General features: G+C 38.2%; 18 protein-coding genes. 8 read left to right on the top strand and 10 right to left on the bottom strand.

What is annotated here, in order from left to right; translation table 11 throughout:
- Positions 1–91 precede the first annotated feature (91 nt).
- The 8 genes from B9A58_RS01015 to B9A58_RS00980 form a co-directional block, all read right to left on the bottom strand.
- The gene (locus B9A58_RS01015; protein ID WP_084370567.1) at positions 92–1,633 is read right to left on the bottom strand and encodes an NFACT RNA binding domain-containing protein; all 1,542 of its coding nucleotides are present in this window, start codon (positions 1,631–1,633) and stop codon (positions 92–94) included.
- On the bottom strand, positions 1,634–2,395 hold the full coding sequence (locus B9A58_RS01010; protein ID WP_084370566.1) for an MBL fold metallo-hydrolase: 762 nt from the start codon (positions 2,393–2,395) through the stop codon (positions 1,634–1,636). It lies immediately after the preceding gene.
- Positions 2,392–2,664, bottom strand: coding sequence for a hypothetical protein (locus B9A58_RS01005; protein WP_084370565.1), 273 nt, complete (start codon positions 2,662–2,664; stop codon positions 2,392–2,394). The genes B9A58_RS01010 and B9A58_RS01005 overlap by 4 nt, the downstream gene beginning before the upstream one ends.
- Positions 2,657–3,034 (bottom strand): response regulator, encoded by a 378-nt coding sequence (locus B9A58_RS01000; protein WP_084370564.1) that lies wholly within the window; start codon positions 3,032–3,034, stop codon positions 2,657–2,659. The genes B9A58_RS01005 and B9A58_RS01000 overlap by 8 nt, the downstream gene beginning before the upstream one ends.
- A gap of 66 nt (positions 3,035–3,100) precedes the next feature.
- Positions 3,101–7,456, bottom strand: coding sequence for a PAS domain S-box protein (locus tag B9A58_RS00995; protein WP_084370563.1), 4,356 nt, complete (start codon positions 7,454–7,456; stop codon positions 3,101–3,103).
- A 113-nt stretch (positions 7,457–7,569) separates the two neighbouring features.
- Entirely contained in the window at positions 7,570–8,082 is a 513-nt protein-coding gene (locus tag B9A58_RS00990) for a hypothetical protein (protein WP_084370562.1), read from the bottom strand.
- 4 nt (positions 8,083–8,086) lie between these two features.
- Positions 8,087–9,385: a sensor histidine kinase gene (locus B9A58_RS00985; protein WP_084370561.1), complete on the bottom strand. Its 1,299-nt coding sequence runs from the start codon at positions 9,383–9,385 to the stop codon at positions 8,087–8,089.
- Positions 9,372–10,760 (bottom strand): sigma-54-dependent transcriptional regulator, encoded by a 1,389-nt coding sequence (locus B9A58_RS00980; RefSeq protein ID WP_084370560.1) that lies wholly within the window; start codon positions 10,758–10,760, stop codon positions 9,372–9,374. Before B9A58_RS00980 ends, B9A58_RS00985 begins: the two co-directional genes overlap by 14 nt.
- A gap of 169 nt (positions 10,761–10,929) precedes the next feature.
- Here B9A58_RS00980 and B9A58_RS00975 point away from each other — a divergent pair, with 169 nt between their 5' ends.
- A complete protein-coding gene (locus B9A58_RS00975; protein WP_084370559.1) occupies positions 10,930–13,359 on the top strand; it encodes an ABC transporter permease in 2,430 nt (809 codons plus the stop codon).
- A gap of 66 nt (positions 13,360–13,425) precedes the next feature.
- Here B9A58_RS00975 and B9A58_RS00970 read toward each other — a convergent pair whose 3' ends face one another.
- Complete coding sequence (locus tag B9A58_RS00970; RefSeq protein ID WP_084370558.1) at positions 13,426–14,037, bottom strand: hypothetical protein; 612 nt, start codon at positions 14,035–14,037, stop codon at positions 13,426–13,428.
- Positions 14,038–14,136: 99 nt separating this feature from the next.
- Between B9A58_RS00970 and B9A58_RS00965 the strand changes: the two genes are divergently transcribed.
- From B9A58_RS00965 to B9A58_RS00940, 6 genes are all read left to right on the top strand, one after another.
- Positions 14,137–14,454: a thioredoxin family protein gene (locus B9A58_RS00965; protein ID WP_084370557.1), complete on the top strand. Its 318-nt coding sequence runs from the start codon at positions 14,137–14,139 to the stop codon at positions 14,452–14,454.
- Between the two features lies 1 nt (position 14,455).
- Complete coding sequence (locus B9A58_RS00960) at positions 14,456–14,701, top strand: DUF6952 family protein (protein WP_084370556.1); 246 nt, start codon at positions 14,456–14,458, stop codon at positions 14,699–14,701.
- Positions 14,702–14,826: 125 nt separating this feature from the next.
- On the top strand, positions 14,827–15,315 hold the full coding sequence (locus B9A58_RS00955) for a T9SS type A sorting domain-containing protein (protein WP_084370555.1): 489 nt from the start codon (positions 14,827–14,829) through the stop codon (positions 15,313–15,315).
- A gap of 23 nt (positions 15,316–15,338) precedes the next feature.
- Entirely contained in the window at positions 15,339–17,942 is a 2,604-nt protein-coding gene (locus B9A58_RS00950; protein WP_084370554.1) for a hypothetical protein, read from the top strand.
- Positions 17,943–18,043: 101 nt separating this feature from the next.
- A complete protein-coding gene (locus B9A58_RS00945) occupies positions 18,044–21,088 on the top strand; it encodes a histidine kinase dimerization/phosphoacceptor domain -containing protein (RefSeq protein WP_084370553.1) in 3,045 nt (1,014 codons plus the stop codon).
- Positions 21,085–21,825, top strand: a complete 741-nt coding sequence (locus B9A58_RS00940) for a LytR/AlgR family response regulator transcription factor (protein ID WP_084370552.1) — start codon at positions 21,085–21,087, stop codon at positions 21,823–21,825. The genes B9A58_RS00945 and B9A58_RS00940 overlap by 4 nt, the downstream gene beginning before the upstream one ends.
- A 42-nt stretch (positions 21,826–21,867) precedes the next feature.
- On the opposite strand, the gene B9A58_RS00935 is transcribed toward B9A58_RS00940, so the two are convergent.
- A complete protein-coding gene (locus tag B9A58_RS00935) occupies positions 21,868–22,662 on the bottom strand; it encodes a ParA family protein (protein WP_084370551.1) in 795 nt (264 codons plus the stop codon).
- 427 nt (positions 22,663–23,089) lie between these two features.
- Here B9A58_RS00935 and B9A58_RS00930 point away from each other — a divergent pair, with 427 nt between their 5' ends.
- On the top strand, positions 23,090–24,643 hold the full coding sequence (locus B9A58_RS00930) for an SDR family NAD(P)-dependent oxidoreductase (protein WP_084370550.1): 1,554 nt from the start codon (positions 23,090–23,092) through the stop codon (positions 24,641–24,643).
- Positions 24,644–24,650 lie beyond the last annotated feature (7 nt).

Raw genomic sequence — 24,650 nt, 5'->3', positions numbered from 1 at the left:
ATTTTAGATTACCGCATTATTTTATGTAAGTACATCTACATAAAATAATGCGGATATTAAAGCACAGACCTATTGATCATGCAATGAGCAGCTAATTCTTTTGTCTTTTCGGCTCGACCAACACCACTTGTTCTTTAGACAGAAGTACTTGCCCAGGCAATGCCCCTTTTGGTTTTCTAACAAATTTTTTAGGGGTGTAGATCACTGGACATAATGTGTCAGACTTGCGTTTAGAGTGCCATGCAGCTATCTGAGCCACTCGTTCTACTACGTGCATAGGAATATTCAACCCATTCGGATTTCTAATAATCACATGCGAACCTGATACATCTCTGGCGTGCAGCCAGAGATCATCCTTTTTTGCGAACTTCTGTGTGAGTAGATCATTGTTTCTGGCATTTTTTCCTACAAACACCTGAAAGCCCTCAATATTGAATTCCATAAATGGTGTAGACGTCTTGATACTCGTAGAGGTGGGCTTCTCATGAGCTTTGAGTCCTTTCATATCACGAATAGACTCAATCTCCTGTGCTTTGTTTTTTAGAGATTCAAGCAGTATCCTCTTGGCGGAAATGTTTTTCTTTAATATTTGAATTTCTTTGTTTTGATTTTTGGCCTTTCTGTAAAGGTTTTCCGCATTTAATTGAAGAGATAGATTAGGTTTCAATTTGATTTTGATAGGCTTATTGGAGTAAAAATCAAACAATTCAATGTTGCTGGAGGCTGGTTCTACTTTTATATGCAAGTTGGCCATAAGGATATTGGCCAACTCCTCATAGCCTCTGCGATTCTCAATCTCGGCTAATTTGTTATCATTCTGATTGATGTAAGATTCGCTTTTCTTTATTTCTTTATTGACTTGAGCCAATAACTTATTCTTGAGCTGACTGAATCCATGATTGGTAAAAAATTCACGGGCCAAATGATTTGACGCTGAAATGGGACTTGTAAAAACCTGGTGTTCAACTGCTGGTTTCAAAAGTTTTAAATCAGGGGAATCCACTGATACATAAAACTGACCATCATTTAATTGATCCAGCAACTCATGTAGTATGCTAAGTCTAGTTTTTTGATTCACCTCATCATAGAAGCCCTGAGATTTTAAGTGAGCCTTGATGTGCTTATCGAAAGTGGGGTAGATTTTAAATAAATTAAACTCAGCCGCCCTAATCGCTGCATCACTTTGATCAATTGGACGGTCCAATGCAGCTAACGTAGTCTCCTTATCCTTTTCAATGCTCTTTTTAAACATGGATTGCCATGCACCCTTATGGAAGAGTAAAACATTCGAATGCCTTCCATGGAGTTTAAACAACAATTCATAGTCTTCTGTCAACTTAATAGAAAAAGAACGCTCATTGAGAAACTGTCTGATATCAATTACTTCTTGTCCTTGCAAATCTCCAAATAGGTCTATCGAATTTTTCTTGGCACGTGCAAATACAGTTGGAAAGGAGAGGAGAGACGTCTGACTATCCAAGTTTGCCTTGATGAAGCATTCCGACCCCTGACCAGTAAAACACAAGATCAGCTCATCTTTGTTTTGAGAAAAGGCAGAGGATATACGTTGGCCTACCAGACTATGGCATAGCTCTTCAGAAAGGGATTTAAGAAAATAATAGTTGAACTGCATTTATCCGTGCAATATTAGACCATCATAGGCCAAATAAACATTTTCGGGCAACTCGTTTTGGACATCTTTGTGTAAGCCCATATAGTGCCCAACATGGGTAATGTATGCCCTTCTGGGATTTATATCTGCTATAAACTGGATGGCCTCTTCTAGTGTAAGGTGAGAGATATGTGATTTCTTTTGTAGTGCATTGATGACTAGGACATCCAAATCCTTTAGTTTTTCTCTTTCCGTATTGGAAACGGTCTTAGCATCAGTGATATACGCCATATCACCAATACGATAGCCATATACAGGTAATTGGTAGTGCATCACTTCAATAGGCTGCACCTTCACCTGATTGATAGTGAATGGCTTGTTTTCGATTTCGTGCAAAGTGACACTGGCAACACCAGGGTATTTGGACTCGGTAAACATGTAAGCATAATCTCGCTTGAGCTGGTCTAGAACTGACGGCCTTCCATAAAGTGGCATATCCATTTTTTGTTTGAAATTATAACTTCGGATATCGTCCAAGCCAGCAGTATGGTCTTTATGCTCATGGGTGTAAAGCACGGCATCCAGTCGTTTTACTCGATTGACAAGCATTTGCTGTCTGAAATCGGGGCCAGTATCTATTAGAAGATTAGTGCCTTCATATTCAATCAGTACAGAAGTCCGCAATCTTTGATCATGGAAATCTACACTACGACATACTTCACAATTGCAGGCAATGACAGGAATACCTTGTGAAGTACCAGTACCAAGAAAAGTGAGTTTCAAATCTTAAGTGCAGTTTGAGAAAGCTCTTTGAGCAATGCTTTATTTTTATCGTTGAGATGAGTCGTATCCAGTTGCACCTCTTTTAGAATTTCCAATAAGCAATTGATTTTTCCATCCAGTGTATAGAATTTATTAACTATCGCCACCTTAGTGTCTTTGAGGACACAATATCCAGATTGGAAATTTCCCTTTTCATACCTCAGCACATAGTCCGACTCTGAAAAAAGATCTTCCAGTTTGTTCAGAAAGTGCTTAGAGTATTTAATCATCTGATGAAATGTAGTTCTTTACTTTATCCACCAGAATATCGAAATTCAGTGGCTTTGGAATATACTCATTGATTCCTACTTCTTTGAAATCATTGATTGAGTAATTTTTGGCATTACCTGTAATGGCCAAAATTGGAATTTTGGACTTGATGGGATCTGCCATTTTTCTTATGGCTTTGGCGCATTCCATACCATCCATTTTAGGCATATTGATATCCATGAGGATCAAATCATAATCTTCTGCATCTAATTTTTCTAAGACTTCCTGCCCATTTTTCACAGAAGTGATACTGAAATTTTGAATCTCTAGTATTTTTTTGGTTAAGTTTTGAATGACTGAACTGTCCTCTGCAATAATTATTTTTTTCATAGAAGATTAATTAAATGACCTGCTTCCTCAAGCGCTAAACTAGGCGTCAAGTTAAAAACAAATCAATCACATTTGAAGTATATTTTTGTAATTTTCTTTAAACTCAATAAAACACTCTTGAATCGTATCCAATTGAGGCTTTAAGTTTGTGGTATCAGCTGTTTTGAGTTGTAGTTCGAGCTTGATCACATAATTTGCCAATTTTTCTATCCCCAACGTACCCGCACTGCCTTTTAGCGTATGAAGTTCCTTTCTAATCTCCTCGATTTGGTTGTCGGCAAAATGAATCATGCATTTTTTTATTAATTCATTTGCTTCAGATTCAAAATCAGACAACACAGTTTCCAACAATTCTGGCCCGCCAAATTTAGCCAACTGATCAAGCGTCTCTTTATTGATTAGTAAATCCGTATTGTCACCTGTCTGCTCAGCCACTGCAACTCCAGAGGCGTCATATTGAATGTATTCTTTGACTTTTTCAATAATTGTAACTGCTCTGATCGGTTTTGCTACATAATCGTCCATGCCTTGAGACATGAATTTTTCGCGATCATCCTCCATGGAATAAGCCGTCATGGCCACAATAGGGGGAAGGCCCTTTAAGCCAAGTGCTCTTATATTTTGCATCGTCTGAATGCCATCCATATTTGGCATTTGAATATCCATAAAGATCAGATCAAGTGTATTACTTTTAACAATTTCAATGGCCTCAGGGCCACTTGCAGCTACGTGTACCTGGCATCCTGACTTTTCAAGAATCTGACTCGCAACCGTTCTGTTCACTTTATTGTCATCTACCACGAGTATTCGCGGTACCACGGATATGAACTCTTTTGTAATCTGCATAGGTTCATCAGGGTCAGAAGTACTTGCTTCTGTATTGTCCTCAAGCATTTCTCCTTGGAAGGTGAACCAGAATGTACTGCCAAGTCCAGGTGTAGAAACCACACCAATCTCTCCACCCATCGAACGCACCAACTCCTTCGAAATAGCCAGACCTAAACCCGTACCTGAATAAACTTTCGTACTAGAGTTGTCTAGCTGATTGAAGTTAATGAACAGGTTCTTAATTTGTTCTTTAGGAATACCTATTCCCTCATCTTTGATTTGTACTTTGAATGTATATTTCTCATCCGTTATGGATTTCACCATTAAACTAATGTCAATGGTTCCTTTTCCATCAGAGAACTTTATCGCATTGCTCACCAGATTGGACAAGACCTGCAACAATCTAGTTTCATCTAAAAGAATGACTGCAGGAGTTTCCGTATCTAGATTGTAGTTCAGGTATATATTATGCGCATTGGCTTCCTTAGAGAATAAATCGTACAAACGTTGGAAAGATGACATAAGGCTCACAGGACGTTCTTTAAGCTCCATTTTACCTGCTTCTATTTTAGATAGATCCAGTATATCATTGAGGATGTCCATCAGGGTTTGTGAGGACTTCTTAATTGTCTTCACATAATCCATTTGCTCAGTATCAAGATCCGTACTTCCTATCAAGTCAATCATTCCAATGATCCCATTCATTGGCGTACGTATTTCATGACTCATATTAGCCAAGAAGCTTTCTTTGATTGCCAATGATTTCTCTGCAAATTCCTTGGCTTTAGAGAGTTCTTCGTACGCCCTTTTTATTTCAGAAATATCACGGGCCACACCTTCAAAACCAACCGCCTGCTTATTCCTGAAGAGTACTCTAACGTTGCATAAGAAGTCGATTTTCTCATCATCTTCGGTTTTGAATGAGGCCTCAAGATTTTGAAATTTATGCTGTTTCAATAAGTTCCTCAAGATAATTTCGGATGATTCAGATGAGGTGAAAAAATGAGTGATGTTTCTTCCAATTACATCTTCAGGCAACAAACCCAAAGACTCCTTTGCGGACGGGCTCACCATCAACAGCTTGCCATTGAGATCGCATCTGAAATAAATATCCTGAATGGATTCGAATATCTCTCTAAACTTAGATTCACTTTCGGAAAGGGCTAATTCCGCATTTTTCTTTTCAGTAATGTCATTTGAGATAACAGAAACCTCGTCGATCGTACCGTCCTCTTTTACGATAGGGTTAATAAATACTTCTGACCAGTGAGCAGTTCCTTGTTTGGTCTTCACTTCGTTTTGAAAGTTTAAAGCCTTCCCTTTAAATGCAGCATTGTATTTCTTCTCCCAAAATTTATTGACTGAATCTGCGAGCTTATTTTTTTCTTTGGCATATTGCTTCCCCACCACTGTATTGATACCAAAGCTGTCTTTCATCCAATTGGTATGATTGATATTGAAAGAGGTAAGGTTATAATCATCATCTACTGACCAAATCTGATGACTACTGCTTTCAAAAATTGCCTTCAAACGAGCGGCCTGATCCACAATTTTTTCTTCATTGATTTTTCGTTCAATGGCCAATGAAATCTGACTGGCAATGAAGTAAAGTAATTCCAAATCCTTTGCGCCAAAATCGGATCTGTCATCAAAGGAATGGGTGCTTAGTAAGCCAACAGGTGAATTTCCAACTGTAATTTGAACTCCTAACCAAACCTTAGGATACTCACCATCAAATTGTTTTTTTGATACTTGCTCTTTGATTTGCTCCTCATAAATGATCAACTGTCTGGTTTCACCATTCATCAGTTTGGCAATCAAATCATTTATCGTCTTTTGATTTTCTAGCCGGATCGGATCCTTAAACTCTGACCGCACGTAGGGTGCTGAAGCATTGGATTTATCGACAACATTAAGCTCAATAGACAGGTTCTTAATATTTAAAAGACTTTTGAGCTCTTCAAACAGTTTTGAATACAATATCTCTAGCTGGGGGCCTTCAATGTTGAAATCTGCAATTTTGTAGTACAGACTTTGCGCTTTTTCTGCTCTTATCCTTTCTGTAATGTCATAAAATATGCCCCTGAACTGGGCATTGCCATTGATGTCAAAAGAACAGTTGACTCGACCAGATACGAAGATGTTTTTTCCCATATCCGAAACAAAAACTGTTTCAAATCTATCTACAACCTCGCCTTTTATGAGTTTATCTAGATTGGCTACAGTTTGTTCCCAGTTTTTCGGGTGAACCAAGTCTTTGAATCTGATATCATCCAAACGATCGCGGTAGCCCAATTTTTCTACCCAGGCCTGATTAACGAACTGAAAAACGCCATCATGATCGAATGTTTGGATCAAGTCATAAGAGTTGTCGAAAAGTTCTTTTAACTGGTCATTACTTTTTTCTAACTGCTTTTTGACCTTATTCTGTTCAGTTACATTTTCTCCAATTAGGTTGATTCCCGAAACTTCATTGAAACTATCTTTAAGTAGGACCACATTAAATCTCACATAAATATCCTGTTTCTCTTTGGTGAAGAATTTACCTGCTAATGCACCACTGTATTTCCCATCAATAGCGATCTGACCATATTTTTTTTGATTGATTTTAGTAGCAGCGTCAGGAATGAATATGTCAAATAGGTTAGACCCAACTATGTCCGTCTTTTTTAGCCCAAGCGTGCCCAGTAGTTTATTGTTACAGAATGTAATGCTACCTTCTGTATTGGTAGTCATGGCGACTACTTCTGACTCATCCAAAGACTCCTGAATTTTATGTTCAGATTCTGTAATGGCGCGCTCTCTAGTAGCTTCTACTTCAAGACTCTTTCTCTCTGTGGTATCTATAGCGGCTGCAGCATAACCTATAAATTTCTTGTTCTTAGAAAACCTGGGTGTACCTGATTCTAATAACCATCTGTATGCTCCCTTTGCATCTTTTATTCTAAAAGAATATTCATAATTTTTTTTCTTAGAAACAGAAAAATCCACAGTAGAGGTATAGGCTGAGATATCCTCTTCATGAATATTATTGATCCATTCTGTGTACGTCTTTTCGTCTTTACTACCCAAGAGATCAAACCAGCCTTTGCTGAAATATGTAACCTTATTTTTCTCGTCTGTGATTTTAATAAATACTGGTGCACTGTCAGTAATTGCATTTCCTGACGAAACCAAATTTTCAGTATTTTCCACAAGGTCAAAATGAACTAGAAATCTTTCATCTTTGACTTTGCTTATAGAGGCTATAGTGGCAAAGGACTGGCCATTCTTGTCGAGAAATTCAAATTCAAAAGGTTCTGACTTTGATCGACGAGCAATTTTAAAATTGTCTTCCCAAGTTTTGCTGCTACGATCCCCACTCACTTGATAAATGGGCATGAGTTCATCAATAGTTTTATCGGCAAAATCACTGGCAAATACGAACTTTTCTTCTGCTTTAGGACTAAACTCTATCACATTCCCTTCCTCGAAAATCACGAAGTAACTCGCAGATGACTCAAGCAATAAGTCATACTTGTTATGAAGCTCTTTTAGTTCAGATTTGAGCTTCTCTACTTCATTCAACAGTTCAGTCCTGCCTTGATTGAGCATGTGCAATCGAAAAGTGATTAAGGTTATCTTTGAGTAGGCTAGTAGAGTAATTTATATTTTTTCGTTAAAATATCTATGGATAAAGAACCTCATAATAGGATTTTTCGACCAAATTATTTTTTGAGCTCGGCTAAAACTTTTTTTCCACGGCTAATGAGACCAGCACTTCCATTCTTAATCACATCTTCAACAACAATAAATAGCTCATTTTTCAGCTCAGGGTATATTTTAGCCATATTGGATAGGACTGTCATTGAAAATGCTTTCACGGCAATCGTTTCTTTGCTTGATAGTAAATATTCAAAGCACTTTTCTACTAATAAACCTTGATGTTCTTCAGGGATTATTTGTTTCTGAAGTACTCGAACTGTATTTCTCTTAATGGCTACCTTGGGATTATTGTTTAGGTTATTAACCATTTTACCAATGTATGGTGTGATAAGTTCGGGAAAGACATCCACACAATGACTAACGGCATGTGCTGCTCTTTGTGAGATGCTATAATCTTTATGAAAAAACAAACTCATCAATTCTGCAAACAGATTGGCATCATCACTTATATGTTGAGCTATATACTGAGCATTCTCTTTGCTATGCGCTTTTTCGAGTTGTGCAAGGAAGTCCATTTTGCTAAATTTTTGTCATAGGAAAGAGCAAGGTAATTTGGGTGAACTTATTTTCTTCAGATACCAATTCAACTCTACCACCATGCAAGTTTAGAATTTGTTGTACCAAGCTCAGACCAATCCCAGAGCCAGTATTTTTAGTCGTAAAAAAGGGTACCAAGGCTTTTGATAATACGTCTTGATCCATCCCTATACCACTGTCTCTTAAGCTCAAATTCATCCATGACTTTTCACAGAAAAATTTGACAGTAATACTCTTTTCTTCCTGATCTTCTAAGGCTTGAATACTATTTGTGAAAAGATTTACCAAAGTCTGTTCCAGCAATACTGGGTCTGCAAATATTTCCTTCTGTTCATAGACTTCGAAAACTTCAATAGTATCTAGCTGGCTTTGAAATAAGTTTAGAATACCTCTTATTTTTTCTTTAATATCAAACCATTCTGGCTTGGGTTGAGGTAGTTTGATCATCTTCCTATAATCCTCCATAAATGACAATAAACCTTCAGAACGATCTTTAATCGTTTTAAGACTCAATTCAATGTCTTCCAATCCTGTTGGTTTAGTTTTTTTCAGGATCAGTAAAGTCGTTTCTGACAATGAGGTGATGGGGGTAAGTGAATTGATGATTTCATGTGCCAAAATTCTGATCAATTTTTGCCATGAGGCTATTTCCTTGGATTCTAAAGGACTAGAAATGTCTTTAAATGTGTAGATGGTTTGTGGTTTATCCAGTAGTCTAAACGAAGACTGATTTACCAATAGTTCGACTTTCTGGCCTGATGAATTTTGACCACTCACAATCTGAGAATCATTTATTTGCCCTAGTATGGAAATCAGACCTTGGTTGTTTCCAAATTGATAATCTATTCTCATTTGACGGGCCACTTGATTGATCAGTACAATTTTGTTGTTTTCATCAAGTGCCAACAAACCAGTTTCTATGTTGTCAATAAGCTCCTGAATAAAAAGAAACTGAGCCTCATACTTGGTTTCCTTGGTTTTATAAAAGTCAAGTGTATTTTGAAACCGCTCATATAATAGTGCAAAAGATTCATTATCGGCCTTTGAAAATTTGGCAGTATAATCCGTATCTCGCAAGGCAAGTATAAACTTAGACAACTCATGGTTGGTTTTATTCACAAATCGAACCAGGCTAATGGTTTGAGCTATGACCAATACAGCTAACGCAAATAGCGTATAGAGCAAATCCCCACGATCAAAAAGATAGGCCAGCCCAATTAAATTCAGCAGGATGAGCAAAATTCGTAAAACGATATATAGAGAAAACTTATTGTATGCCATATTTCTCTAGTCTTCTGTGTAGCGCCAGGCGGTCTATACCGAGTTCTTTAGCAGCATGCGTGATGTTGCCTAGATGGATTTTCATTGCTTTTTCAATAAAAGCTATTTCCATATCTTTTAAATTCAGAGAATCCGATGGAGGTGAGCTCTTTTCTGCGGCTCTGATATTCTGAAAGTCAGAAGCACGCAGATTATCTTGATCAGCAAGTATCACAGCACGTTCTGTAGCATGCTGAAATTCTCTTATGTTTCCTGGCCAATTCATACGTTGTAGCTTGGCTACTTCATCTGGGGATATGTTTAACGCTCGTTTTTTGTACCTCGCTTTAAAAGCACTCAAGAAGTAATCCAACAGAATAGGTATATCAATCAATCTATCGTTTAGTGAGGGCATCACCAGTTCCACAGTATTGATTCTGTATAAGAGATCTTGCCTGAAAGTTCCTTGTTCTACCATTTCGTACAGTGGCATATTGGTAGCACATATCAATCGCACATCAATATCTATTTCTACATTCGACCCTAAGCGACTGAACTTTTGATTTTGAAGCACTGACAACAATTTGGCCTGAGCTGACAGTGACAAGTTGCCAATTTCGTCCAAGAAAAGCGTGCCTTTATGAGCTAACTCCAGACGACCTTTCTTTTGCTGCGAGGCATCTGTAAAAGAACCTTTTTCATGACCAAACAGCTCAGATTCCATGATAGATTCGCTTAGTGCGCCCATGTCTATCGTAATCATTGGGCGTTCGTTTCTGAGAGAATTTTGATGTATAAATTTGGCAGCCAGCCCTTTTCCAGTACCATTTTGACCTAGTAAAAGCACACTGGCATCAGTGATGGATACTTTCTCCATGGTATGCTTCACCTGTAGAAACAGAGGAGCTTGTCCTATGAAACCTTCGGTTTCTTTAGCCTCTTGCTCGGACAGATATTGTCTCGAGTTTTTCAGATCTTCTATTTGTCTTCTACTCTGAGCCAATTTATTGGCTGTTTCTATCGTGGTTAGGAATTTTTCATTTTTCCAGGGCTTGGTCACAAAATCAATGGCGCCTCCTTTCAATGCCTGAACTGCCATATCAATGTCTCCATAAGCTGTCATGAAGATGACTAATACATTGGGTTGAATCTCTAATATTGTTTTGAGGTATTTGAACCCATCTTCACCGTTATTTTTACCCTTTTGGAAATTCATGTCCAATAGCACAATATCTATTTGGTTCTTATTGAAGTGATTCTTTATTTTTTCTGGATTGAGTTCTACATATACTTTCTTGAAGTATTGTTTGAGAAAGAGTTGAGCAGAGGTTAAAATACCTGCATCATCATCAACAATAAGTATATTTCCATCCTGATAATTAGGGAGTGATTCCATTCTTTAAAACTATCAATAAAGGTTCGCAATCAAACAATGGACTGTTTGAAATCAAACAGTTGAAAGAGTATTTTTAATACGAATAAATCATAGTATGCTATATATCAATAAGTTACAAAATGTGGCATTGGGGTTGTATGTGGATGTGCTACGCTAAACACCAAGCATTATGTTTAAAAATTATCTCAAAACAATTTATCGAAACATCAAAAGAGAAAAGCTCTTTACCATGCTCAACCTGTCCGGATTAGGATTAGGACTGGGTTGTGTGTTGGTCATATTCAAGATTATTACTTACGAGATTAGTTTCGATAAGCATCATTCCAACTACGACAACATTTACCGAATTGTACGTGAATCAAAAATCAGTAGTGGAATCAGTTACAACGAAGGCGTCCCACATCCAGTAGGTGAGGCACTCAGGGCCGACTACCCTGATCTGAAAGTAGTCAGAACTCATTACGAACCGTACCATCAGCTTGCGATCAAAAGAGAAGATGGAGAATATGATCGATATCAAGATGATGAAGGCTTAGTATTTGCAGAGTCTAGTGTCTTTCAAATTTTCGATTTCGAATTTATTGAAGGAAACCCTAATAACTGTCTGGATGAGCCCAACTCAATCGTGTTATCCAGATCTCAGGCCAAGAAGTTATTCAGTCTCAATGACGCTAACCTCAATGAGGCCATGGGAAGACAAATATTATTCGCAAACGAATTGGATTTGACAGTCAAAGGATTGGTGGAAGACTATAAAGTAACGACCAATATGCCTTTCAATGTGTTTGTTCATTATGAACATCTGGATGGGATAAATCCATATTACAGAAAGGGTAATTGGGGGAGCAACAGTTCTGCCACCAACTGTTATGTACTTGTTCCAGATAATTATGATGTGGATAATTTTGAGGAGTTACTTGTCGGATTCGTGGAAAAATACCACGGAGAAGGCGCTTCTATTGATGGCAAGTATCTCATGCAACCACTTAGTGATATACACTTTAGTGAAAAGTTTGACAACTATAATGAAAAGTCGATTTCCATGGAGTTCATTAAAGCACTTGGAGTTATAGGCATATTTTTAATTATCACTGCTGCCATCAATTTTATCAACCTCACCACAGCACAGTCTATCAAAAGAGCTAAAGAAATTGGCATCAGAAAAACCTTGGGTGGAAAATCTTATCAGCTGGCCATACAGTTCTTATCTGAGACCTTAATTATCACATTAATTTCTTCTTTTATAGGTTTGATATTCGCTGAGGTTTTGCTTATTTATTTGGAAGATATTTTGGGCTACAAGCTTTGGATCAATCTATTTGAAGAACCCAATACACTTCTATTTCTGGTTATTAATATTTTGATCATAGGTCTATTGGCAGGAATCTATCCCGCATTGTCCATGTCCAAACTGAATCCAATAGCTGCTTTACGAACTAAATTCAACGTAAAGGATGGTAGTGGTTTCTTGTCTTTCAGAAGGGTACTGGTCATTGTTCAATTTATAATTACTCAGGTCTTGATCATAGGGACTATTGTGGTTCAGACTCAGATGGATTTCTTTTTGAACAAAGATTTGGGCTTTACAAAAGACAATATCATCCTTACTGATTTACCAAACAAAAATGAAGAGGATCTCAAACGCTTAAAGACCAATTTGCTGTCAAACCCAAATGTCAAACAAGTGTCTTTTACTCTGAGCGCTCCTATGGGTACATCCAATTCAAATTCTCATATTAGTCACCACAGCATACCTGAAGGTGAAAATGTGCGTGTCAACTTCAAATTTGGCGACAAGGATTTTCTTGACATGTATGGATTGAAACTAGTAGTAGGAGAATGGGTGGAGAAAACGGATACCAGTCGAATCTTGGTCAATAGAAAATTAGCTGAAGCGCTTGGGTATTCGAATCCAGAAGACGTCATTGGAGAAAAGATAGGTGGATGGTATAGAGATATGCAAGTTGTAGGTGTGGTTGAAAACTTCCATACGCACTCATTGCATCAGGACTTTGCGTATTGTATTTTTATGAACAATCCCCGAATGTTCTACGAAATGGCAGTGAAAATCAACTCTGCAGGAAAGGGAGTAGATGAAGTAGACCCAACACTGGCATTTGTACAAAAAGAGTGGGAGAAGGTATTCAATAAGGACATTTATGATTTTTACTTCTTTGACAAGCAAGTGGCTGACTGGTACGAAGAAGAAAAGAATATGGGTAGTATGTTCAAATTGTTTTCAATCATTGCTATTTTCATTGGGTGTCTGGGCTTGTATGGATTGATCTCATACATTGCCAACAAGAAGACCAAAGAAATTGGAGTGAGAAAGGTGTTGGGGGCAAGTACTTTCAATGTGCTTCAAATATTTTCGAAAGAAATGGTCATTCTGGTCTTTATCTCATTCATAGTTGCGGGGCCTGTCAGCTATATAGTAATGAATGACTGGCTCGATAATTTTGCCTACAAGATTGAATTGTCCTATTTGATCTTTGCCATAGCGTTACTGATCAGTTTTGGTATTGCCATTTGTACTGCTGGATACAAGGCAATCATGGCAGCAAGAGCAAATCCAGTGCTTTCTTTGAAAGACGAATAGGGTACAACAGTGCATTAAAAAACCGATTCTAACTTGGGATCGGTTTTTTTCTTTTGATCAATCTTTTTAATCTTCCTCTTCAAGCGCCTCTAGGATATCCGCTAGCTCGTCATATTCTTTAAACCCAGGCTTATCTTCTTGAGATCCTTTCAATTCAATACCCGAAAACGGCTGTACCTGAATGATATGATCTAATTGAGATAACTCTACATCGTATGCTTTGAGCAATGGAGTTTCACTTCCTGTTGCCAATATATCCTCCACGGCTGGGATTAGTTCTGGCGCCTGACATGAAACGATAATATGTGCATATTCATTGGCAATAGCCTGAGACAACTCGTTGAGACCCTCTTGAGACTTAATATTTACTTGAAGTATGACTTGATGGTTCTTACCTTTTAACTCATCAGCTACGGCCATCAAATTTACTTGCACGTATGGAAATTTATTTTCCTCCTGTAGTTTTAGTATTTCAGCGGCAGTCATATCACCAAACTCCGCAACAAATGCTGGCCCTGCTACCCAGCCCATAATTTCATTTGCCTGATCCAAAGAAATATAGTTTTCTGAAGAAGGGTTGATGTCAAAACCCAAAAGATCTACACCAAAGCCTGCACAAAATCTGGCATCACTCAAATTAGTGATACTTCCTACCTTCACAAACGTTTTTAATTTCATATCAATAGAGACAATTGTCCAATCAAATAATTTTATGCAAGAAAAATTTCTTCGTGCGCAAACTTCAGTAGAATTGCATTAATAATCAATGATAAAATCATGGAAGTAAAAGAAACTATAGATAGCCATTTTCAACAAGAAATTTCAACAGCTGATAAAGCCATTGTAAAATATTACGCCGATTGGTGTGGGTCATGTCGATTGTTCAATCCTAAGTATAAAAGACTAGCCAAGGATGACAGATTCAAAGGCATTTCATTTTTGAACGTGAATGCGGAGGAAAACCAAGAAGCACGAAAAGCTGCGGGTGTCACTAACCTTCCTTTTTTTGCTATTTTTAAAGGTGGAAAGTTGATTGATACCATTGCAAGTAGCAAGGAAGAAGCAGTTGTAGAACTATTGAACAAATTGAATTAAGATGCAAATACCTGTAATTAAGAAATTGGTAGAAAATTACTCAGTTGAAGAACTGGAAAATGCTGAATTCTGCTTGATGGAGGAAAAAGAGCTTCCTTTTGAGGTAGAAGGGAAGGATGATGGAGAGATACTAACACATTTGATAGCAGCAGGCTGGATCATTGAAAAAATGGAAAAAGACGATATTCCATTTCCCAAAGCACTTAGAGCCTATACTGAAAAGGTGAGAAGTTCGATTTCTAGTTAAAGACTATAATAAGCGGAGACTTTATCACCGGTTATGGAGGTTTCGAATACCAGTATTTTGTATTCGTCACCTTTTTTTTAGAAGAAATCCTTAACCCAATAGGTTAGTAGAAAAATTACTAATCTATGAAAGCACATAAGGCACTAATAGCTACGATTTTAATACTGATTATATACTCCGTTGAGTCTAAGAGTCAGCAGCACACAATTGCCAGCGCAGGCAGCTATAGTTCATCCGGCAACCACCAATTATCCTGGACACTTGGTCAAGTGTCTAATCTTTCCGCCACTAAAAACTCCATTTATTTAGGTGTTGGAATTCATTCTGGACAAAAACCTATTACCATAGTATCTGGATTGTCTGATATCAATCAGCAAATAAGCATTTATCCAAACCCCACCACTGATTATGTATCGATAAGTCCTTCCTCTGGTCCTTATAGAGGGAGCTATTTTCTAATCAATACGCTTGGAAAAATTGTCCTAAAAAAAAATGAAGTTGATTTCTCTGATGTAGAGATAATCGAAATGCACCACTTTTCTAATGGAGGATATGTGCTAAGGATAGACCTTGAAGGCCAGCCAACCCAACAATATAAAATAATCAAAAACTAAGCTTCGCAACTGAATTTTAAATCATGAAAAAAATAGTCTTAATCATATCCCTTTTGACTTTAGTTCAAATAGGATTTTCACAATCTTCTAGCCAAATACCAACTGGATTTCAATATCAGGCAGTCATCCGAGATGATAGCGGTGACGCGTTATCAAAACAGGATGTTACCATTCGATTTAGCTTGCTACAGGGTTCAGCCTCTGGCAGTTCTGTGTATGCAGAAACGCAAGAAGTAAGCACCAATGCTTTTGGATTAATTTCTTTATCCATTGGTCAAGGGGAGATTGTATCTGGCAATCTAAGCACTGTGAACTGGTCACTTGGGTCTTACTTCCTTCAAACTGAAGTAGACTTTGGCTCAGGTTTTGACGATTTTGGTACACACGAGTTACTATCAGTTCCTTACGCCTTGTATGGAGAAGATGCAGATGCGGACGCTACCAACGAAATTCAGGATATTAGTCTGGATGGAACTAGTCTAACCATTTCAGGAGGTAGCACTGTTGATTTAGGTGTGCTAGAAGCTAATACTGATGAGCAAGATTTAGCTGATGTCCTTGGTCAAGGTGCTGATGCCAATTCACTTGTAATTTTTAATTTGGCAGATCCCACAAATGCGCAAGATGCAGCAACCAAAAGCTACGTAGATGCAAATGATAAGGGAGCCTTTTCAAACGAATCAAATGTTATCTCAGCAGGTGACTCTGATGACGATTTTGTATTCGGGTCTGATCAGTTGGTAGATGATAATTCATCTTCGGAAGATGATTCAAGAATGTTATTTGACAAGAGCAAAGGGGCTTTTCGTGCAGGCAATGTAAACGCTGACCAGTGGGACGAAACGAATATTGGAAATTATTCAACCGCTTTGGGCATCAGTGTTTTAGCCAGTGGGTACAGTTCTGTAGCCATTGGAAATGATAACATAGCAACGCTAAGTGGTGCTGTTGCTATAGGTACGGGTCTGACAGCTTCACAAGACTATGCTGTCGCCATTGGTCAGTACAATGAAGCCAGTGGTCTCAACTCAACAGCCTTTGGTATCAACACTAGTGCTTCCGGCTCGAATTCAACGACTATGGGTAATAGTACAATAGCCCGAGGAGATAGCGAATTAGCCATAGGTAGCTTCAATACCGATTATACTCCTGCAGGTGATGATACAGATAGGATATTCGTAGTCGGTAATGGAACAGAGTCAGGATCAGAATCTGATGCTTTTACTATATATAAAAATGGTAATGCCTTGCTGGATGGAACCTTATTTGTGAATGAGCCTACCGATGACACACATGCTGCAACAAAAAAATATGTTGATGATAATGATGAAGTAGGTGCATTCACCAATACTTCAAATGTAATTTCAGCAGGAGACGATGATGACGATTTCGTTTTTGGCGCGAGTGACTTATACAACGATGGAACCAGAATGTTTTTTGACAGAAGTGGTGGTGCTTTCCGTGCAGGTGTAACTTCTGAAAGCGAATGGGAAGAAGCTTCTGTGGCTCAATGGTCATTTGCCTCTGGATACAAAACTACTGCTTCTGGTATTGGTTCTGTCGCATTGGGACACTCTACTACTGCTACAGATCTAGCCGCCACGGCAACAGGTAGATTAACCGTAGCAGCTGGACGAAACTCCTTTGCCGCTGGCATTGGCACAACTGCCGGGTCTTATGCAGAAACGGCAATAGGATCATATAACACAACCTACAGTGTAACTAACTCACAAAATTTTAATTCAGCAGATCGATTATTCGTAATTGGTAATGGTTCTTCAAGTGTAGCCTCAGATGCTATGATTGTGCACAAAACTGGTGACGTGATTATCAATGGCAATTTATCTATCGACGAGCCAACAGTAGATGAGCATGCAGCCACAAAGGCTTACGTAGACAACTCAATGGCTAGTTTGAATGATTTTGATGAGGTTGGAAATATTGATTTTGAGGTGCTTGTTCAAGGAGAAACAAAAGATGTCGATTATTCATTTGCAAGTGTAAGCAAATCCACAAAAGAATCGAGAGTAGGGCAGTCTTTCAAAGCACAAATTTCAGGAAAAATAACCAGAGTCGTTTATAGAATGATATTTAGTAGCACTACGGGAAATGAATTTGTACTATACGATGGAACTGGATTCGGAGGAAGTGAGTTGGCTCGCATCCCATTTACTCCGGGTGGTACTTCTATTCAAAATGTGGATATTACATTTTCGGAAGACATTGAGTTAGTAGCAGATCAATCCTATACCGTGGCTGTGGAAGGCACTGATGTAGAATGTGTTTTAACCAATGACAATCCCTATAGTGCAGGTACAGCCTACTGGGGATCTTCAAACGGTGGAGGTACATGGGATTCGTACCAACTCACCACCTATATGCTGGATAGAATTACGCCACAAACGGCTATTTCTGCAAATGAGACATCTGTAGGTGTATGGACTGATGCACCGGATGCAAGTGCCGCACTAGAAGTTAGCTCTACGAGTGGCGGACTTCTCATGCCTAGAATGACTACCACAGAAAGAGATGCGATTTCGTCCCCTGCAGATGGCTTAATGATCTACAACACCACGACAACAACTTTTCAAGGAAGAGCAGGTGGAGCTTGGGTTGACTTAAATTGATTAATTTTCTCCCATAGCTGGTAAAACCGGTCATCTTCGGATGACTGGTTTTTTCTTTGTTCATTAAGAATTAGTTTGCACGATCATTATTGTTTTCAAACATGTCTCAATTCATCAAGCGAATTTTACTTCTCTATTTGACTCTTTTTTTTATTCCAAAAGGTCTTTTCTCGCAGCCGTCGACAACCGTGGTCAAGGGAGCAAATCCGCCGATGGTAAAATATGACGCAGATGATTTTGAAGGCAATGCGCAAATCTGGGATGTCATTCAAAACGACCAAGGCTTGATTTACGCTGCGTCATTTGGTGGCATTATGGAGTTCGATGGAGAGGTCTGGAAAGTCATAGATCCATCATTGATTCAAAGTTTTGAGCCTGATTCAAGCGGAAGGATTTATGCGGCTGGTTATGCTTCTATGGGCTATCTAGAACAGGCAAAAGATGGTGGCGTAGCCTACCATTCTTTGTTGGACAGGTTGCCAGAAAACGTGGTAGTCACTTTAATAAGAGATATTCATTTGCAGAATGGAAAGGTGTATTTTATCGGTCATGAATACGTCTATTCGTATGACCCAAAGCAAAATGCGATTACCGTCATATCTTCAGACTTGCAATTGTACCCGAGTTATAAATTTGGCGATCAGATAATCATCATGGTAGACCAAAAAGGCTTGCATCAAGTGTCAGGCGATAGTTTAAAGTTGATGCCTGGCGGAGCCTATTGGGCTGATTTGTCAATAGACAAAATAGTTGACTATGACAAGAATAGCTTTATGACTTTGTCATCCAAATATGGTGCCCATATTTACAATAAAAACAAACCTTATCCTTCCGAACTCCTAGATGATCCATATTTTAAGAGTAATCAGTTGTTTGGAGCTAACAAACTGAATAACGGTGATTATGGCTTATGCTTTCTTACTGGAGGCTTCGTTCTAACCGATGGTGAAATGAATCCGAAATTGGTGCTAGACAAATCCGCCGGGATCAATAATCAAGTTCACAATGTATTTCAAGACCAAGAGAGTAACCTGTGGATTTCCACCAACGATGGGTTGATATACTTAAACATCACATCACCCATCAACAAAATCAGCAAGCCTCAAGGATTAGAAGGTAATGTCAACGAAACAGTTATTTATAAAGGAAATCAATATGTAATAGGGTATGCCGGAACTTACTATAGAGGCTTGCCTGACCAGATCAATATTCTGGATCCAAATGAACGCTTTTTCAAAAAGGTAGATAATTCTGAAATTGGAGGCATATCTATATTGGCTTCAGAAGATTGGTTGTTTTCAGCCCATACCAGAAAAAAAGGAGAGATTCGAGATCACCAATTTATTCCGCTGCTAGAAAACAAAAACACCTATCATGCTTTTGCAGTCTTTTCTAAGGATGATAACGTGATATTAACATCCAAAGAAAGTGGAAATGAAATAGAGGTTTTTAAAAGTATCAAAGGGAGTTGGAAACATGACAATTCAATATTAGATGATCGATTGCCTAAGGATCACATCCATACTATAGCCTATGACAAACTGGCAAAATGCTATTGGGCGGCTTCTCTTTACGGTTCAGTCTTCAAGTTTAAATTAAATCAATCAAATGATTCGATAGCGGAAATTCTTATGCTTGATGATAGTCATGGGTTGCCTCCAGATTCGCAAAACAAAATATTGGCCTTAGAAGACAAAATTTACATCGCTACTTCCAAAGGACTCATGTATTTTTCAGATTCAGACCAAAAGCTAAAAAAAGATATGCGGTTTGGTGATTATTTTGATAACACAGGAGTGTACTCCTTGGCAAAGGAAAATGATAGTAGTTACTGGTATGTTACTACCAGTCAGGAAATTGGTCATTTAATAATGAATCCTCTTACTTCTGATAAATCATCAGAAAAATCATTATTCTCAACGATAAATCCAGGATCAATCACTCATTATTTTGAAATTTTAGATGATGGTCATTTGGCTATAGGTGGACTGGATGGATTCTATGCCATTCAAACGAATAAAAAAGAAACGCATAGTTTCAATTTTGACCCTATCATTCGGTCGGCTTCAATTATTCAAGAGGACTCGATCATATATAGAGGTTCAAAGGATAAAACGGTGGATTATGTTTTAGACCATGATTTTAATTCCCTAAACTTTAGATATGCGGCTCCTTTTTTCAAAGGAGTGTCGAAGGTTTTGTACAAAACTAAATTGGATGGGTTTGACGAAGGTTGGTCTGAATGGAATGATAAAACTGAACAGGATTTTACAAATATCCCATTTGGGAAATATACATTTTCTGTTCAAGCCAAAAATGTGTTTGGTGAATTGAGCTCAGTCGCTTCTTTTGATTTTGAAATAGAACCCCCTTCATATTTGACGTGGTGGGCCATCATGATTTATATTGTCATATTAGTCATTATAATTATGGTGATTGTCAGGTTGAATGCCCGAAGACTTATACGCAAAAACGTAGAACTCGAAGCAACTATTAAGGAAAGAGTAAAAGAGATAGAAAAGCAAAAGGATATTATAGCCAAGTCATTAATTGAAAAAGAATCCTTACTTAAAGAAATCCACCATCGGGTAAAAAACAATCTTCAGATCATAGCAAGTCTCTTGTATTTACAATCAGGGAAGTTCGAGAATGAAGACTTTAAGCGGGTGCTAGAAGAAGGGCAGGGTAGGGTAAGGTCTATGGCGCTTATTCATCAAAAATTATATGAAAATGACGATCTGAAAAGCATTCCATTCGATGAATATCTCACAGAGTTGGTAGGAGAGATTAGAGCTTCTTTTGGTATGGTTCAAATACAACTCAATGTAGAGGCCAAAGACATCTTCTTTGATGTGGATACCGCAGTGCCGCTTGGTCTTATAGTTAATGAACTAGCGACTAATGCCTTTAAATATGCTTTTGCTAAAGTGCCTAAAGGATCGTTTAGTATTTCACTTACACAAGAAGGAAATCGCTATATGCTAAGTGTTAAAGACGATGGCCAAGGTATTCCTGACGAAATAGATATTAAAAAAACAAAATCTCTCGGGCTTAGATTGGTTCGAATGCTTAGTCAACAATTAGAAGGAGATTTTGTATTCGAAAGCAAAGATGGAACCAATTTTAGTTTAACATTTGCCGCATGACAGCACTTAAAATAATGATCGTCGAGGATGAGATGATTACTGCAGAGTCGATCAAAGACATGTTGGAAGAGTTGGGTTACGAGGTGGTAGGCATTTGCATGAGAGCCGAAACCGCTTTGAATGCTATTATGAGTGAAGAGCCCGATTTTGCTTTGCTGGACGTAAACCTCAAGGGAGAAAAAACGGGAATTTGGCTAGCCGAACAATTGAAGCAAAAGCACAACATTCCCTATGTATTCTTAACTTCCTATGGTGATAAAAAAACTATAGAACAAGCCGCAGAAACCAATCCATTCGGATATCTACTAAAGCCAATCGATAAGCATCATTTGTATGCTGCCATTGAAGTGGCGATCAAGAAGTTCGCAGAAATTAACAACTCTGCTTCTTCCAATGTTTTGGAAGAGATTGTATTGAAAGATTCACTGTTTATTAAAGATGAATACCTCTTGGTAAAAGTCAAATTTGAGGATATTAATTTAGCAAAAGCAAATGGCAATTATATTGAAGTACATACCAATGGTAAAAAGCATTTGATCAAAGGGACACTTTCAACCTTTATGGAAATTCTACCTAAAAGACAGTTTTTTCAGACACATAGATCTTATCTCATCAACATAGAAAAGATAAATGCCATTGGTGGGAACTATGTGAAAGTCGATCAAATCAATGTGCCAATCACCGCAACTAATAAAGAAGAATTAATGACTCAACTAAACCTTTATAAAAAAGGGTAAAATGGGTTGAAATTTAAAAACAGATAGGAAGAAGAAAGTAATCTAGACTACCTTATACATAAGCTGATCCAGATGAACAGCATCCAGCCTGCCTAAAACTTCTTCGCTCAGCTTCATGAAGTCATCTCCTACCTCATTCTTTTCTTCAAAGCTATAAATGGATCGATGACTCCAATTGGCCTCACTCACCTTAATGCCTTGTCTAATTGTCTGATTGAGTAGAAGTTCCCCAAGTTCTTTTGCTGCTTCATCTTTTATCATACGGTGATGCCGGGTGTTTTTACGGTACAAGTTGAAAAATATTCCTAGTACGTTGAGCCGAGCATCTCGCTCCACCTCGCTTAAATAAGTAAGTAATTTCCTAAATCCAAGTGTTGAAAATGAATCAGCAAGCGCTGGAATTAGTATACTTTTCACGTTGGCAATAGATGATTTGACTACCGTACCAAAATGTGTAGGACAGTCCAAAAGTATAAGATCATAGTTTTGCTTTAATGGTGAAAGGAGTTTGTAAAACAACCCATTTCCAAAGGAGATGAATTCTGAATTCTCTTCAAGGTTAGTCATTTTATAGTCACCAGGGATGATATGTAAATATCCAGACAATTCGACTGGTTCGACCTTGCCCAGTCGATTATGTATGATGTCCTTCAATATGGTATATAAATTGGACTTATGATTTATATGACCAGTCAATGTATGCGTGAGATTAGCTTGAGGATCACAGTCAATCACTAAAACCTTGAACGATCTTGACCAACTTAATGCCAGATTGAGTGTAGTTGTAGTTTTGCCCACACCGCCTTTGAAGTTATAGATTGCTATTGTTCTTGACATTTTATCATAGTAATGATTCGGTCATCTTACCAATCTAGCCAAGAAAAAAGCATCTTTTGAAAGGGGTTATTTTAATTTCAAGAAAAAAATTAGAACGGTTTTCTTAAAACAAACCAATGCAAAGTCAAGAAATATTTTTCAAAATACTACTTAGTTATCAGCTGATTGAGGTAAAAATATAGCTAAAAAATATGGATTTTTATAATCAACCTTGAACTGATTATGCTTGGTATTAAAATCCCTTACACTTAAGACCAATCTTAATCTCAAGAAAACAACTTCTCATTTCAATCACACCTAAGGAATTTATGCGAAGTTAAAAGATGCTAAATCAAATTTCAGCATTTGTTAGCTATAGCATTAGCAATAGATTCAGTGTAGATCAAATCCTTTTTATTGATGTAGTTTTGCAGCTCAAATAGAAATAATGAGTGCAAAGCAAGGAGCGTCTGGGAAATTAACTAAATATCAAATCAGTCAGTGTATTGCCATTTTGCAGTCCTTGAATGAGGATACTGATCAAATTTTTGATATTCCCAAAGACCAACGTCTTGCACTTCTCATGGCAGCAGGCAAACTATCCAGACCAGAGAAAGAAGAACTACTCAAACGCAAAAAAGGAGCGCGAAAACTCGAAAAGAAAAAGAGCCAACTAAAGGATAGATTGGCTAGAAATTCTACAGGCATACGCAGTGCCCGTGAAGCGTCAGTTTTTGTGGCTCCTACCATGATAGCACTGACGGGCGAAGCGTTAGATAAAGAAAGTGAACTGGTTTCCCCCAGAACTTGCTACGTATGCAAGGAAGAGTTCAATAAGCTTCATCACTTTTATGACACCATGTGCAAGTCATGTGGAGACTTCAACTATGCCAAAAGATTTCAAACGGCTGACATGTCAAATCAAGTGGCTTTGGTTACAGGCTCTCGGCTCAAGATTGGTTATCACATTACACTAATGATGCTAAGGGCAGGTGCAACAGTAATTGCCACCACTAGATTCCCTAAGGATTCGGCCATTCGATTCGCCAAAGAAAAGGATTTCGAAAAATGGGGTCATCGTTTGAAAATCCATGGCCTAGACTTAAGACATATTCCAAGTGTCGAGATATTCTGCAATTTCATAGAGCAGCAATACGATCGACTAGATGTGCTCATCAATAATGCTGCTCAGACCGTACGACGACCTTCTGGTTTTTATCAGCACTTAATGCCCAATGAAGAGCGAGCCACAAAAGACCTTCCTCCATTTGCTCAGGAAGTTCTTGCAGATCATGAGCGCTGTCTTCTGGAATTGAAGACTTTGAGTGAAGGGTTTGAAAAAGGAGAGAAGAAAAACCTGCCAGTTTCCTGGCATGGAAAACAATTAGGAGTTGGGTTGAGCGCATCTGCACAGCTCTCTCAGATTCCTTATAGTATTGATGATTCATTGACGCCAGAGGAAGTTTTCCCAGAAGGCAAACTGGACGCAGATCTACAGCAAGTGGATTTGAGAAAGACCAACAGCTGGCGCTTGAAACTTGGAGAGATCAATACCATTGAAATGGTTGAAGTTCAGCTCGTAAATGCTGTGGCTCCTTTTGTTTTAAACAACCGCTTGGTGAACTTAATGAAAAAGGAAAACACGGGAGCTAAACATATCATTAATGTATCAGCCATGGAAGGCAAGTTCCATCAGTTTCACAAAGAAGCTCGCCATCCTCATACCAATATGGCGAAAGCTGCACTAAACATGATGACTCTGACATCTGCTGCTGAATTGCCCAAATTTGGCATTTTTACCAATGCTGTGGATACAGGTTGGGTTACAGATGAAGACCCATCAGAACTGGCCAAACGCAAAGAAGAAGAGCATGACTTTCAACCACCACTTGATATAGTGGATGGAGCTGCAAGAGTATTGGACCCGCTTTTCGAGGGTATAAATACTGGCAAACATTGGAATGGAAAATTCTTAAAGGATTACAAACCTACCTCTTGGTAGTTCTTCC

Origin of the sequence: Reichenbachiella faecimaris (assembly GCF_900176375.1) — a bacterium.
In the GTDB taxonomy this organism is placed as follows: Bacteria; Bacteroidota; Bacteroidia; order Cytophagales; family Cyclobacteriaceae; genus Reichenbachiella; species Reichenbachiella faecimaris.
Note: the sequence above shows the minus strand (reverse complement) of the source record. Positions and strands in the feature narration are given on the sequence as shown.